We start from the raw sequence: 13,497 nt of genomic DNA on the forward strand, positions 1-13,497 counted from the left end.
AAAATTACTTATTATCTTTAGTTAGAGGTAATAACAATCTGCTGTTCCATTTTCCAGTCTATCTAGCAGCTTTAATATGCTAGAATAAAGTGTATTATCGTGCATCCTTCTAACTTTTTGGAAACCATGTGTCCTCTTGAATATAAAAAGACATATTTACTATTAGCAGACACTTTACAGTGTTAGTGAATATGGGGGCGTTCCAGAGGGGAAACTGTATTAAACTTAATGTACACAATCTGTTACGTTTGATGACTATATTTAAATAATGATACTTATCTAACATTAAAAATAATGTCTAAATCAAATTTTATTAAATCTAAGGAGGTGAGAATTTGGCAAGGTCAGATTTAATCATAAAACTTGTTGAATCAGGAATACAAGGAAATGAAGAACTCTTTAAAACATCTGTAGAGGCTTTAATAGTAGATGAAAAAAGTAAAAACCATACTATATTAGCAGATAGACTTGAAAAAGCTCTACAAAAAAATACAAAAAAACGACTAGATGGTAGTATAAATACTTTGAATTTTCACAGAAATCAGAATTTGTATTACGAAAAAACTCCTACTTTTACGCTTGATTCTTTGATACTAGATCAGAATGTTAGACAAAACCTTCATGATTTGATTCAGGAACATTTTAGAGTCGACCTACTAAGAACTTATAATTTAGAACCAAGAAATAGAATAATGCTTGCGGGCCCTCCTGGAAACGGGAAAACATCCATTGCAGAAGCACTAGCTACCGAATTAATGGTCCCTCTAATAACTGTAAGATATGAGGGCTTAGTAGATAGTTACTTAGGAGAGACAGCAAATAAGTTAAACGAACTCTTTAATTTCGCTAAAACTAAACGATGTGTTCTTTTTTTTGATGAGTTCGATACAGTAGGTAAAGAGCGAGGGGATTCTCAAGAAACGGGAGAGATTAAACGAGTAGTAAGCTCATTACTACTACAAATTGATAATCTCCCTAGTCATGTAGTTGTAGTAACAGCAACAAATCATCCAGAACTTTTAGACAGAGCAGTATGGAGACGGTTTCAATTAAAGTTGGACATTAAACTTCCTACAAAGAACCAAATTGAACAGTGGATAGAAAAGTACAAAAGTGAGAACAACTTTAATCTTGGACATTCTAAAAACACCTTATTAAAGAGCTTAGAGGGGTTAAGTTACTCGGAGTTAAATGAATTTGGACTAGATATAAAAAGGAAGTATATTATGTCAATTCCAAATTCCGATATAAAAGGCATTGTAAAAAAATCACTAGAAAGTATAAAATTCCAATATTCCAATATAGAGTCAGGGGCTGAAAAAGGTGAATGATAGACCAATGTTAATATTCCCAAAACCAGTTGAAGTTGACAGATCAAAAAAACCACCAGGAAGAGGAGGAAACATAAGATACCCTGATCATGCTAACCAAATAGGCCGTGTACTGCCTAAATTGAGACAACTTGAGGATGCTTTTGCTAATCACCGAGGTACAGTTACACCTAATACAGTAGGAGTTACTCCAGAATATGCAGTAGTCTTCGAGACTGTAGGAAGTATAGAAAACTTCACAAATGCAGTAAAAGATATCAATGGTTTAGAGTGGTTAGCTGAAATGGATGAGTTTATTGATCCTGATGAAGATTTCTATATGTCATCACACGACGACGAAATTGTTGATAAAAAATTAGGAGCTCGCTTGTTTCTTATAATGTCTAATCAAACTGCAATGAGCGAACTAAAGAGTCTATGGGAGAAATATCGAAATCAAGAAAGCTTTGAACGCGGCACAACTAAATGGAGGGATTTATTTGCTCAACTTAAAGATCTTAGATTATGGTCAATACAAGACCGCTTTTATAACACAGGTTTAAAGGAAGCTTTAGAAGAGAAGATTGAGTTTGGCCAGACTCTAATAAGATTTGAAATTGAATTATGGTATAGGAAAAATAACAGCAAAAGAATAGAAGCATCTACCCAAATCAAACAGTTAATTAAAGAGGCAAATGGAGAAGTCTTAGCTGAAAGTATTATAGAGGAGATATCCTACCATGCTTTGCTAGTAGAAGCACCAATTACTATCTTTCAAAGTTTAAATAATGATTCAAATGTTCAATTAATAAAAGCTGATTCTATAATGTACTTTCGGCCAGTTGGTCAGTCAGCAGTAATAGCACCATCAGAACTTATAGTTGAAGAAGCACCTACATCATCTGAAAATTCAGTTTTATCAGAAAAACCTCCAGTAATAGCTTTATTTGATGGATTACCTTTACAAAATCACAGTCTGCTGAGAGATCGGATAATTATAGATGACCCAGATGAGTTTGAGATAAATTATGAAGCTAGTAAGAGATTTCACGGTACAACTATGGCGTCTTTAATAATACATGGAGAATTAGACTCGCAAACATTGCCTTTAAATAGAAAAATTTATGTTCGGCCTATCTTAAAACCTAACCCTAATGATTTTATGAACAATTCAGAACATATCCCAGATAATCTACTTCCAGTCGACCTTATACATAGAGCCGTTAAAAGATTATTTGAAGGCGATGGTGAAGAAGTTGCATCTGCGCCAAATATTAAAATAATAAACTTATCAATTGGTGACCCCGCAAGGCCTTTTGACCTTCAATTAAGTCCATGGGCAAAGTTAATAGATTATTTATCTGTAAAGTATAAAGTGTTATTTTTGATTAGTGCTGGGAATTATCCTAAATCTATATTGTTAGACGTTCCTAGAGACGAATTTTCGGGCATTAAAAACGATCCTATAATTGCTGAAAAAGTTGTGAAATCTATTGCCGAAAATGTAATAGAAAGAAGAATATTATCCCCTTCCGAATCTATTAATTCATTATGTATAGGCGCTAGTCACAAAGATAACTCTATAATAAAAAATATGGGAACCAGAATTGATGTATTTAGTAGTGAAGAAGTGATGAGTCCTTATAGTCGTGTTGGTCTAGGATTTAGAAATTCTATTAAGCCTGATATATTGCTATCTGGCGGCAAACAACTTTTTACAGAAAATATCCTAGGAAGTAATGGATTTGCCCTATTGGATGTTAATAGTTCATCTCTTGCACCAGGACATAAAGTGGCATACCCTGGTGATTCAGGTAATACGAACGAAGTTATATATACACGGGGTACTAGTAATGCTACGGCTTTAGCTACGAGATTTGCTGGTGAGATATATGAAGTACTAGAAGATCTATTAAGTAACTTACCTGATAAAGAAGAGATTTTAACTGAATTTGGAGCATTATTTATTAAGACATTGCTAGTTCATGGAGCTCAATGGAATAATGCGTATCAATTTTACAGCTACCTAGAGAAACAAAATTCAGAGATAAAAAATTACCACGGTATGTAGGTTATGGTTTTGTTAATCAGTATAAGATATTAAATGCATCTGACCAAAAAGTTACACTCTTAGGGTATAGTAAAATAAAAAAGGAAAATGGGCAATTATTTGAAATACCTTTACCTCCTTCTCTTAGTAGGAGAGTGGATAAAAGGAGATTAACTGTTACGTTAAGCTGGTTCAGTCCACTAAGTAATACTAATCAAAAATATAGACAAGCCCATCTTTGGTTCGATTCTGAACATGAATTACTACAATTAACTAGGTTTGAAGCAGATGCAAAAGCTGTACAAAGAGGAACAGTACAGCACGAAATTTTTGAAGGAGAACGAGCTGCAGCATTTATAGACGGTGATATATTAACGATTAAAGTTAATTGTAAGCAAGATGCTACAGGACTGGGTACAAGAGATGAAATATCATACACCATTGCTGTGACACTCGAAGTTGCTGAAGGCACTAATATTTCTATTTATAACGAAGTACGGGATAGAGTTCGCGCAGCAATAAGAACAAGAATCCAATAAAAAGATCACCATCTAGGATGCTAAGAAAAGTTTCTGAATGAATTATCTATCTTGTTAGACAAACCTTTCAAGATAGATAATTCATTTGTATTTTGTTTGCGTATATCTAGTTATCTTCTTTCTGCTCCTCCTCAATGTTCGTCAACCTATTTCCTTTTCAAACAACTCCCCGCTCAAACGCCGCAAACTCAATCCGATTTCGCCCATTCTGCTTCGCCTGGTACAACGCCTTATCCACCGCAGCGAACAGTTGGATCAAATACCCCTCCGGGTTGTCTGGTACATGCTCATACTCAAAATCCTCAAAGGACAGGACCCCAATACTAATCGTAATGGACACCTGCTTAATCTCGTGATCCACCATAATGCGGTTGGACTCCACAGCTAATCTTACGTGCTCCGCGATCTGGTTCGCCAGATCATGCTCCGTGTGTGGAAGGTAGATCATGAACTCCTCCCCGCCATAACGCGTCAGAATATCGGTACTGCGGATGGATTGTTTGACCGCCTCCGCCGTTCGAACGAGCACTTCATCCCCGATAACATGTCCGTAGCGATCATTGATCGCTTTGAAGTAATCAATATCCAGGAGCAGGAGTGAGAACGGGGTTTTATATTGAATATTGGTGCTTACTTCATGCGTCAGCTGCTGGGTCAGATATCGGCGGTTGTAGCAGTTGGTTAAACTGTCTGTAAGGGCCAATTCCTCAAGTTTGCGATTAGCCTCGGATAACTCCTGACGTATCAAGTCTAACGCCTGATTTCGCTCCTGAAGCACCTCATTCTGCCGATTCATTTCTTTCACATAGAAGCGCTCTTGGGAGACATCCTGAAACGTAAGGATATGGCCAATAGGCAACCGAGCAGGGCCAACAATTGGAGACGCCTGAAGGATGAAATGACGTTCGATGCCACGCTCCATGACGACTTCAATTTGAGATACGGTATTTCTCTTTCGCTTATACTGATCCAGAAACTTCTGGCTGCTGCCCTCTACACGAACAGACCCCAGAAACGCCTTCATATCAAAATAGTCCCCCACATGCAGATCCATAAAGGATCGGGAGGCTTTGTTCACTTCAATAATGGTTTGATTCTTATCCAATACCAGAATGCCATAAGGAATCGTATTGATCACATCCTCATGAGCAATCGAGACCAGATCGAACACATTGTATCTTTTGATCACATAGACGAAAACGAGGTCGGACAGAAAGATCCCCAGCGAAGTCATGCCAGGAATGATCGGCAACCAGCGGGCTAGTACGACATTAAGAATCGCATCAATCGTTGCAAACACAGCCAATACCAATATGCCCCACAGGGTGATTCTCACCTGTTTTTGGATCATGGAGGGCATCCGAGAAGAATACTGCGCCTTGAACAGGACAACGAGCGAAGTTACGAAATAGTTCACTAGAATAACCATCACAACCCAGAACCACGGGCCGTAATCTCGCTCGATATATCCACCCTCCAGTGAAATGACGAACCCATTCCATGGATTTACGACCACACCTATAGCCCCAATCACCGCTGGAACAAATAACAAGAAGGTCCCTTTTGCATTCAAACGCTCCGCATAACCGGAAATGAAGATCGTCAGCAGAAGCCAACCACTCCCAAGCAGGGATACGGCGACAAAGGATAGCGTTACATAGAATAGTTGCAATCCAGGATCATCCGTCAACGTAGACGCGAATTGGCAGAAAGGCCAGAGCATCATCAACCCATGGAACAAAAAGTAAACCTTATGTAAGTTCGTAATTCTAACGGTAGCAAATACATACACACCTACACCAAACAATAGGACAAATAAAAAGAGATCATACCATACTAATGGGTTCACGAATCTTCTCCTTCTTAGATGCTACAATGACAACGTGGTTGTTCATGACTCTATTGTGACACTTATGTAAAGCTTCAATAAACAACTATAATCAATATGCTATGCCAATTATTATTGGTTAATTTAACCATATCTTATCACACCACTATAAGGGTGAGTAGCCCATACACTGGAAGTCCGACCAACCTCTGATCGAAATGCTGATCTATTTCTGATTATTTGTGAATACTTTTGGAGGTTTGGATTACAACAGGAGAGGAAGATCATCTGCTCGGAAAATATTGGGACATTGCCATGTGATTCATATTGAGCCATCCGGCTACCGGACGGCTCTTACATCATTTGTATACTTCATCCAGAGGGAGATTATCCGTGAAAAGATCGGGGTTATCCTTGAGCATCTCCGTGATTACCTCTGCGATCTTAGCCGCATCACACACTCTAACAACCGCATCACCGAGCTTTCCTGTACGCATCGCACCTTCGCGAACCAATACCTCGTCTACTTTCCAGAAATGCTCCGACCATGGCAATCCACAATGTCTGCGGGATGGTACTGAAATCTGGCTTCCATCTGGTAAAACCGTATAAAGCATCTCATGCTCGTCCGTCATTCTGCCAGGGATGTCCACCCACTCTTCGACCCCATGAATAAATGTATTCCGCTTCAAGTCAACGCCTACTAACAAGATCGTCGCTTTCCGATCAAGCAGTTTCCCCCATGCCGAACCTCTCGCACACGGTGTATCGAAGAGATGATCATCCTTCGTAAAGGCCCCTGCATCCCTTCCCAGTGCCGCTACCGAGTGCGTCGGGTGCCACGAACGAACTACGCCCGGACGTTTACGAAAAAGTTCAGGCAGAATGCCCACGCAACAGGTAGAATTTTCCACGTGGAACATTGGGTTATCCGCATTAATGGTAGACCATGTATGGGTGGGAAGCACCAGCAATCCGTCCTTCATATAGTCGCTAAAGGCATCCAACACCGTGTCCGCCCCACCCTCAACCTCGCCTAAACTCTTCATTGAAGAGTGAATAAGCAACGTGCCTTGCCCATCCAAACCGAGCTGCTCTAGTTGCTGAATTAAACTTTCTTTTGTGTACATGTCTGTCCTCCTCCATTTCTTATCCCTTTTCGAAGGAAAAGTAACTCCTTGCTCAGCTTCACATCATGCTTCATAGCATAACAAACAAAGGGCCGAGGGTTAACCCCCGGCCGCAGACAACGAATTTGTATGAGTTCAGGCAGTTGCTGCCAATCCACTTTTACTTAATGATAACGTACTCCAGATTCACCAGCTTCGCATACGTTACGATCTGATCTGTCGTCAGGTTCAAGGATACAACCGTATGGTGACCGCCACCATTTTCGATCCATGCTTTTACCCCGTCCTGGAAGTTCGGCTTAACGCTCCACAATACACGCGCTACCGGCAGGTTAGGCGCTGGAACAGTTGGTTCAAATGCGGATACTTCGTTGATCAAGAGTTTGTAATGGGTACCGAAGTCTGCCATGGATACCACGACACCTTCGCCTGCTTTGCCATCGAATACGAGACGTGCCGGATCTTCACGATCGCCAATACCCAGTGGGGACACGATGATTCTTGGTTTCGTGCTGGCAAGTGTCGGATCAACTTCAAGCATGTGAGATTGCAGGATAGCTTCCTGTCCAGCAGCCATCTCGTATGTGTAATCTTCCATGAAGCCCGTGTTCTCGTTATGGGCCATGATTTTCAGCAAGCGATCCAGCGCAGCTGTTTTCCAGTCACCCTCACCGGCAAATCCGTACCCTTGTGCCATCAGGCGTTGTACTGCCAGACCCGGAAGCTGCTTCATGCCATGCAGATCTTCGAAGTTCGTAGTGAAGGCACTGTATCCACCTTCATCCAGGAAACGTTTGATCGCAATTTCATAGCTCGCTTGCACACGTACGCTGGCTTCCCAAGCTTCCTTGCTATTCGTGCCATAATCGAATTCGTAGAGGTCTCCATACTGAGCGATCAGATCATCGATCTCCTGCTCCGTTACGGCGTTCACGTACTGCACGAGGTCACCAATACCGAAGTAATCAACCGTCCATCCGAATTGGATCTGTGCTTCCACTTTATCGCCTTCGGTCACGCCCACGTTGCGCATGTTATCACCGAAGCGAGCGACTTTGAGGTTGAAGCCTTCGTTATAAGCTACCGCTACGTCCATCCAGTCTGCAACCTGCTGTTGCACTTCCGGGCGCTCCCAGTAGCCAACAACGATTTTGTTTTGTTTTCTCAGACGAGCATTGATGAAGCCATATTCGCGGTCACCATGTGCCGCTTGGTTCAGGTTCATGAAGTCCATGTCGATGGTTGCCCAAGGAATGCTTTCATTGAATTGGGTTGCCAAGTGCAGCAAAGGTTTTTGCAGCAATTTCGTACCACGAATCCACATTTTTGCCGGGGAGAACGTATGCATCCATGTGATGACACCTGCTACTTCGTCGCGATAGTTAACTTCCTTCATCGTGCTCGTGATTTTATCTGCGCTTACCGCCAGATCCTGCAATACGAGTGGGTAAGGCAGTACGCCGCTGGCATTAAGGGCATCCGTGATTTTCTGTGCATTGGCTTTGACTTCGCCCAGTGCTTCTTCTCCGTACAAGTGCTGTGAACCGACCACAAACCAGAATTCTTTTGCTGCTGTTGCTGACATATAATCATCCTCATTTCATTATTTTATAGTTGAACAAATGGGTTTACACTAGCACACTGCGCAGCCAGAATAATCTTTCGATCGCTGGTTATCCCCGGATTTTTTTGATTCCCTTTTTTAAAGGGAAAATCCTGTGATAAACGCGAACGCTCCGCTTCTCCAGCTTTCTTCTGTCTTCTCCGTTATCGTGTAAAAAATATAGTTGAACAAATCATTTCCACACTAAACCACTTGTAAGCCAGAACATGCTTCCAGTCACTGTTATAACCTAATTACTTCTGTCCGTAATACGCGTCTTTTCCGTGTTTTCGCAGATAGTGTTTATCCAAGATGCCTTGTGGCAGTTCTTTCGCGAAGTTATTTAATTGCCGCGCGTACAGGTTCATTTTGCATACTTCCTCCAGCACGACACTGTTCACCACCGCAGACTTGGCATCTTTCCCCCACGTAAACGGTGCGTGACCATGGAGCAGTACTGCTGGAACCGCCATAACATCAATTCCACGCTGCTCAAACGTTTCAATAATGACGCGTCCCGTCTCCGCTTCGTATCCACGATCAACCTCGTCCTGGTTCAGGAAACGTGCACAAGGCACCGCCCCATAGAACGTGTCCGCATGTGTTGTCCCCATTACAGGTACGTCCAGTCCGGCTTGCGCCCAGATGGTCGCCCATGTGGAGTGTGTGTGCACGATGCCGCCAATCTCCGAGTAATGCTTATATAGTACGGCGTGTGTTGCGGTATCCGAGGAAGGTCTCATCTCACCCTCCACCACGTTACCGTCCAGATCGACCACAACCATGTCGCTTGCTTTCATCGTATCGTAGCTGACGCCACTTGGTTTGATCACGAACAGACCGCTTTCCCGATCGATTGCACTGACGTTACCCCATGTGAATTTCACGAGTCCGTGCTTTGGCAGTTCCAGATTCGCCTGGAATACCTCTTCTTTCAGTTGCTCTAACATGTTATTCCCTCCCGTTCTCTACCAGATGGTCTACAGCTGCCTGCTCAATCGCAAGTCCATTCCGGTAGCGTTCGATAAATGCTTCAAACCCTCTCACATCCGATGCATCCGGCGCCACTTCGACTCCCTCAACATCGTTAAAGACTTTCTGCTCCAGGAACACATCCAGGCTCTCCTCTTGATCCTTGTTGATCATGTACGAAGCCAGAAGTGCCATGCCCCATGCGCCGCCTTCCCCAGCGGTAGACATCACCGACACCGGTACGTTCATCGCAGCAGCTACAATCCGTTGTCCGACGACAGGAGTCTTGAATAGGCCACCGTGCGCCAAAATACTGTCAATGGCTACATTCTCTTCCTCCGTCAAAATGTCCATACCCAGCTTGAGTGCACCGAAGGCGCTGAACAGATGTGTCCGCATAAAGTTTGCCAGATTGAAGTTGCTTTCCGGGGAGCGGACGAACAATGGACGGCCTTTCTCAAGTCCCGTAATGTTCTCACCTGAGTAATAACCGTAGCTGAGCAAGCCGCCACCATCGGGGTCTGCCTCCAAAGCCTTGTTAAACAACACGCTAAACAACTTGCCGTTATCCACTTCATATCCCATCGCTTGAGAGAATTCACGGAACAATCCAACCCATGCGTTGATATCACTGGAACAGTTGTTGGCATGTACCATCCCTACTGGACTGCCATCTGGCGTGGTGACCATATCGATCTCGGGATACACTTTGGATAATTCCTTCTCCAGTACGATCATCGCAAATACGGATGTGCCGACGGAGATGTTCCCCGTACGTTTTCTCACGCTATTCGTTGCCACCATACCCGTTCCAGCATCGCCTTCTGGCGGGCAAAGTGGAATGCCTGCTTGCAGATCTTGCGAAGGGTCGAGCAACTTGGCTCCCGCTTCCGTCAATGCACCTGCCTGCTCACCAGCGAGATATACCTTGGGAAGAAGGTCCTCGACTTTCCATGGATAACCTTTGCCTGCAATCTGTTCGTCGAACTGTTGAATCATGGATGGGTGATAGTTATGTGTAGACTCGTCAATTGGGAAAATACCTGAAGCATCGCCGATCCCAATCGCCTTATTGCCCGTTAGCAACCAGTGGATGTATCCAGCCAAGGTTGTCAGGTGATCGATCCGTGGCAGATGCGCCTCTTCGTTCAAAATCGCTTGGTACAAGTGGGCGATACTCCAACGTTCCGGAATATTGAATTGCAGAAGTTCCGTCAGCTCTCTTGCAGCTGCTCCCGTAGTAGCGTTACGCCAGGTGCGGAAAGGTACCAGCAGTTCGCCTGCGCTATCCAATGCGATATATCCATGCATCATGGCCGAGAATCCAATAGAACCGACCGTTCGCAGCGTGACTCCGTATTTCTGTTCCACATCTTGCTTCATCTCACGATAAGCCGCTTGCAAACCAGTGATGATATCCTCCTGGTTGTACGTCCAATATCCATCTTTCAGGAGGTTCTCCCATTCATAACTGCCTGACGCGATGGTTTCAAAACGTTCGTCAATCAACACCGCCTTAATCCGCGTTGATCCAAATTCAATGCCAAGTGAAGTAGCGCCCTTGGTAATGGCTTCTTTCAAGTCCAATTGACTCATAATCACGTGTATCCCCTCTCCGGTCGCGATTTTACATCCCAAAGGATGCGTATATAAGGTGAAGCTTTTACTTATGGCAATAGCTAATAATGAATTTTGTATAAAAGGTTGTTCAAAAAGTCTGTGTTTTCAAAGAATGCGCTTTCCTTTTCTGACAGCCTTAGTATATTTTCTGTACGTACATTTGTCAATAATATATAATAGTTATACTTACAAAGTGCACAAAATACACTCTATTTGGTTATCCAAAGGTCTTAAATAGATATAAAACGGCTATGCTGTAAGGTACACCTCTATGCAATAAGTCCGAATATGTACGGTTTATTTCGAAAAATGTTCTGTTTTATTTTCATCCCAACTGAATCATGCTAAAATATGTACGTACAACTATTTAAACAACAACATTTATATAGATGAGTAACGATGAAAGAAGTGGACTACGTGAAGCCAAAATACCAGGTCATCATTGATGATATAAAGAGTCATATCCTCTCGGGGACCTATAGCATAGGTGAACAGATCCCAACGGAGTCGGCATTACAGGACAGCTACAACGTAAGTCGCCAAACGGTGCGGAAAGCCATTTTGGAGTTATCAAACGAAGGGTTTCTACGAAGCGAAAAGGGTTCAGGAACCTACGTTAGCAATCAGTACCGATCACGATCAGGCGGCCATACGTCGAAGAAAACGATCGGTGTGATCACGACATACATCTCGGATTACATCTTTCCTTCCATTATTCGCGGCATCGAGAGTCGCCTGAATGAGGACAACTACTCGTTACTGCTGGCCAGCACCAATAATGATGTGGCACAGGAGAAAAAAGCCCTCGAAATGATGCTCTCCTACGGCGTGGATGGTCTGATTGTCGAACCGACCAAAAGTAATCTGTACAACCCAAACATTGCATACTACCTGTCCTTCAAGGAGCAGGATGTGCCGTTTACGATGATTAATGCATTCTATGAGGAGCTGGAGGTTCCGTTCTTCTGCCTGGATGACGTACAATCCAGTTATCTTGCCACTCGGGAATTAATTGCCAAAGGCCATACCCAGATTGGCATTATTGCGAAAATGGATGACCTACAAGGAAAGTACCGGATGAAGGGGTACATTAAGGCATTGGGTGAATCGAAGTTACGGTTCCATCCTGAGCAAGTACTCTCCTTTGATACAGCATCGAAACCAGAGTTATCTTCTAATGTAGCAACGTATCTGGACGAAAACAGAGATGCGCTTACCGCGATCGTCTGTTATAACGATGAGGTGGGACTGGAGGTCGTGCACGCCTGTAGGCAACTGGACATCTCGATCCCGGATGAGTTATCCATCATAGGACAGGACAATTCGTACATTGCCAAGAACGCCAACATAAGGCTAACAACGCTAACCCATCCCCAAGAACAAATGGGCCGCGATGCTGCCGACTGGGTGATCAAAAATCTGCAAGGCAAAAAGGATCTGCCGACGAACACCTACTATCAGCCCGTGCTGGTTGAGGGAGAGACGGTGAAGGAGATCGAAGTGGAATAACATTGGTTTGGAACGGAGCGATGAAGGTGTTTCCGAGCGTTTCTGTCCAACATGCATGAAGAAGGCCGTCAGAATCATCTGCGGCCTTCTTTGTTCTTGTTCACTAGTAATGAGGGATTACTTCTTCTTCATATACATATACATATACATCTTCTCTAATCAAAACTACTTCGCCTGATCCGCTTCATCACTCACCAAACTTACAACAACGCCTTTCTTCTCCAAGTTTTTCACAACCTGCTCTGCACGCTCATTCAACGGATTGTTAGCCAAATATACCTCTGTTAGATGTGGGATGGTTTCGAGCACTGCAATATCCTCAATGAGGTTATCTTCTACATATAGATACTCCAAGGTCGGATGATTCTTCAAAGGTGTCAGATCTTGAATTTTATTATCATTCATAATAACCCATTCCAACTTTAATTTCTGAAGGGTACTTAGATTGGTCACCTGATTCCCACTGGCGAGTAAACTGGTCAGCTCACGCATATTTTTTAATGGAGCCAGGCTTTTGATTTTGTTATCGTCCATAACCAGATTTTGCAGATTAGTCAGACCTAAAAGTGGCGAGATATCTGTAATCTGATTGCCTTCAACAGCTAAGAAAGTCAATTTCTTTAACTTGCGGAGTGGCTTAATATTTTTTATATTTTGACCAGGCAAGAATAAATCCGTCATATTAACGGCATGTTCAAGACCCTGCAGGTTAGAAATCTTATTTTTCGTTTCCATAGCATATATGGATTTTAATTTTTTCAAATCGCCAGCCTTTATTTCCTTCTTAGCCGACAGCTTCAAATCTGTTCGAATAACTTTGACCAAGACCGGGTCTTTGATAAGCGATGCAGCCGAGATAATAGTGGTCGGTAATAGCACAAAAACCATACATAAAACGATCATACTTTTGATGAATTGATTACGCATATAGAATCT

10 protein-coding genes are annotated in these 13,497 nt (G+C 42.9%); 4 read left to right on the forward strand and 6 right to left on the reverse strand.

All coding sequences use genetic code 11. The features are described 5' to 3' along the window. Positions 1–335 precede the first annotated feature (335 nt). The 3 genes from M1D71_RS28990 (at position 336) to M1D71_RS29000 (ending at position 3,899) form a co-directional block, all read left to right on the forward strand. Positions 336–1,331, forward strand: coding sequence for an AAA family ATPase (locus M1D71_RS28990; RefSeq protein WP_458124694.1), 996 nt, complete (start codon positions 336–338; stop codon positions 1,329–1,331). Beyond that, positions 1,324–3,381, forward strand: coding sequence for a S8 family peptidase (locus M1D71_RS28995; RefSeq protein WP_458124695.1), 2,058 nt, complete (start codon positions 1,324–1,326; stop codon positions 3,379–3,381). Before M1D71_RS28990 ends, M1D71_RS28995 begins: the two co-directional genes overlap by 8 nt. Before the next feature lie 134 nt (positions 3,382–3,515). Further along, the gene (locus M1D71_RS29000) at positions 3,516–3,899 is read left to right on the forward strand and encodes a hypothetical protein (RefSeq protein ID WP_458124696.1); all 384 of its coding nucleotides are present in this window, start codon (positions 3,516–3,518) and stop codon (positions 3,897–3,899) included. 157 nt (positions 3,900–4,056) lie between these two features. On the opposite strand, the gene M1D71_RS29005 is transcribed toward M1D71_RS29000, so the two are convergent. The 5 genes from M1D71_RS29005 to M1D71_RS29025 form a co-directional block, all read right to left on the reverse strand. Further along, entirely contained in the window at positions 4,057–5,748 is a 1,692-nt protein-coding gene (locus tag M1D71_RS29005) for a diguanylate cyclase (RefSeq protein ID WP_458124697.1), read from the reverse strand. A 338-nt stretch (positions 5,749–6,086) separates the two neighbouring features. Beyond that, on the reverse strand, positions 6,087–6,857 hold the full coding sequence (locus M1D71_RS29010) for an AAC(3) family N-acetyltransferase (protein ID WP_458124698.1): 771 nt from the start codon (positions 6,855–6,857) through the stop codon (positions 6,087–6,089). 160 nt (positions 6,858–7,017) lie between these two features. Continuing rightward, positions 7,018–8,442 (reverse strand): L-arabinose isomerase, encoded by a 1,425-nt coding sequence (gene araA, locus M1D71_RS29015; RefSeq protein WP_458124699.1) that lies wholly within the window; start codon positions 8,440–8,442, stop codon positions 7,018–7,020. A 272-nt stretch (positions 8,443–8,714) separates the two neighbouring features. After that, on the reverse strand, positions 8,715–9,410 hold the full coding sequence (locus tag M1D71_RS29020; protein ID WP_036611813.1) for an L-ribulose-5-phosphate 4-epimerase: 696 nt from the start codon (positions 9,408–9,410) through the stop codon (positions 8,715–8,717). Position 9,411: 1 nt separating this feature from the next. Beyond that, positions 9,412–11,028 (reverse strand): xylulokinase, encoded by a 1,617-nt coding sequence (locus tag M1D71_RS29025; protein ID WP_458124700.1) that lies wholly within the window; start codon positions 11,026–11,028, stop codon positions 9,412–9,414. Between the two features lie 441 nt (positions 11,029–11,469). Here M1D71_RS29025 and M1D71_RS29030 point away from each other — a divergent pair, with 441 nt between their 5' ends. After that, complete coding sequence (locus M1D71_RS29030) at positions 11,470–12,561, forward strand: substrate-binding domain-containing protein (protein ID WP_458127381.1); 1,092 nt, start codon at positions 11,470–11,472, stop codon at positions 12,559–12,561. Positions 12,562–12,726: 165 nt separating this feature from the next. On the opposite strand, the gene M1D71_RS29035 is transcribed toward M1D71_RS29030, so the two are convergent. Then, positions 12,727–13,488: a leucine-rich repeat domain-containing protein gene (locus M1D71_RS29035; protein ID WP_458124701.1), complete on the reverse strand. Its 762-nt coding sequence runs from the start codon at positions 13,486–13,488 to the stop codon at positions 12,727–12,729. Positions 13,489–13,497 lie beyond the last annotated feature (9 nt).

This window comes from Paenibacillus sp. Z3-2 (assembly GCF_054161325.1).

Bases quoted from the DNA above. Each gene is read 5' to 3' on its own strand.
- M1D71_RS29010 (WP_458124698.1), bottom strand. From the start codon at position 6,857: ATGTACACAAAAGAAAGTTTAATTCAGCAACTAGAGCAGCTCGGTTTG.
- araA (WP_458124699.1), bottom strand. From the start codon at position 8,442: ATGTCAGCAACAGCAGCAAAAGAATTCTGGTTTGTGGTCGGTTCACAG.
- M1D71_RS29020 (WP_036611813.1), bottom strand. From the start codon at position 9,410: ATGTTAGAGCAACTGAAAGAAGAGGTATTCCAGGCGAATCTGGAACTG.
- M1D71_RS29025 (WP_458124700.1), bottom strand. From the start codon at position 11,028: ATGAGTCAATTGGACTTGAAAGAAGCCATTACCAAGGGCGCTACTTCA.
- M1D71_RS29035 (WP_458124701.1), bottom strand. From the start codon at position 13,488: ATGCGTAATCAATTCATCAAAAGTATGATCGTTTTATGTATGGTTTTT.